Consider the following 1,623-nt stretch of genomic DNA (forward strand, 5'->3'; position numbering starts at 1 on the left):
GCGTGAATCCATCTGGGGATCTAGGTAAATACGAGCAGAGGCCTGTGGCCACCTTCCTTCAGAATGCTGGTGGCTATCTGTCTGGCTTAACTTAGGCAGTTGCCCTGTTTTTTCCCATTGGTCGATACTTTGTTGACCAATTTTTACTGACCGCTCTACTTGCTTCAGCGCTCCTTGGAAATCCCCGTTCAGATACCAGAGAAATCCAAAAGCAAGAGCACATAAGAGTACAACTATCCAAACCAGGCGCCAAAACAAACGCCAAATAAAAGAAAAGAAAGCTCCTATCAAACGAAAAAGCCAGCGCATTTCTCTCCACCTTTCTAGCAAATAAAAATTATTTTACTAAAAGAAGCTGAAAGAAAGCTAAATACTGACTTTTTCATCTTATACTCAATGAAAATCAAAGAGCCAAACTAGGAAGCTAGACGCAGACTGCTCAAAACACTGTTTTGAGGTTGCAGATAGAGCTGACGTGGTTTGAAGAGATTTTCGAAGAGTATTAACGTCCTACTATTTTTTTGAGTAACTGGATAGCTTTGTATTTTAAAGGCGATGGATGATAACGGAAAGTACCTGCTTTGCGTACAATATAGCCATTAAAATTCTGTTTAAAACGCAAAACACCATCACTACCATCAAAAATCCCTTGAATCCCTAGGAAGTTGTATTTAGGTATTCCACGTTTTATGCTTTCCAACATAATATATTTTTGAAGCAGTGCAGGGGCATAGAACTTATTAAATTCAGTGTAGGAACCACTAAAGAGGTATGTCGTTTCCTGAGGCATATAAACAAATAAACTCCCGGCTAAAACAATATCTTCTTCCCCATATTTTTCAATCAAGTCTCGTGCTTCTGCTTTTCGAACTTCAAACGTGTCAAATTGACTAGAATATTCTCTCAGTTGATTTTGTTTTTTCTCAGAATGAGGATTTTTACTCAAATCAAGTCGCAACTTGTCCAAGATTTCTTCTAGTTTACTTTGCTCACCTTGCAATTTGCTCATATAGTCCGAAAAATTTAAGCTTGCTATGAGAAACTCCGCTTGTTCTCCAAAAACATCATAAAAATGCTCATAATATTCTAAACTTTTATCACTATATTCTCTACGTTCAGAGGTTTCTTTTGTGATATTCTTAAAAATCGATAGTTCTTCACGTTTTAACTTTTTCAACCGAATGCCAAAGGTTTCAGCCTTTTTCACCAAGGGTTTCCCTTTTTTACTAAAACTTTTAAGTAAATTCTTTTCAGTTAATTCAGTCAAATCTTTATAGTATAACCAATCTGGTTCTCCACTTGTATAACCCTTTGTCAATCCATCAAATTGATAACCTAAATCAGTCAAATCTTGAATAATACTTTTTTTATCAGTATCTATTGGATTACCTTGGCTATCAAAAGTTTGATAAGTTTCATAAGGTTTTACAAGCAACTCTAATACACCATTTTGCTTGGCATATTCTTTTAACCCTGCATAAAAAACTGGGAGGGCATCTTGTTGGGTATAAATCGGCCCCGAATTGAGCTCCATATGCAGGCCACCCAGCATGGGCAAACTATAAACCAGAGCTGCAACTTGAATCTCTCCTTCTTGTTTCAAAGCAAGATAAACAATTCGAG

The 1,623-nt window shown here is 36.8% G+C and carries 1 protein-coding gene and 1 pseudogene; both read right to left on the minus strand.

Going from position 1 to position 1,623, the window contains the following annotated elements:
- Positions 1–309, minus strand: a pseudogene (locus SMIDD26_RS13060) (peptidase); the annotation flags it as partial.
- A 193-nt stretch (positions 310–502) separates the two neighbouring features.
- On the minus strand, positions 503–1,623 hold a 1,121-nt coding region (murN, locus tag SMIDD26_RS06735), incomplete at its 5' end, for a peptidoglycan bridge formation alanyltransferase MurN (protein WP_246746963.1).

This window comes from Streptococcus mitis, assembly GCF_001579035.1.
Lineage (GTDB): Bacteria > Bacillota > Bacilli > Lactobacillales > Streptococcaceae > Streptococcus > Streptococcus mitis_J.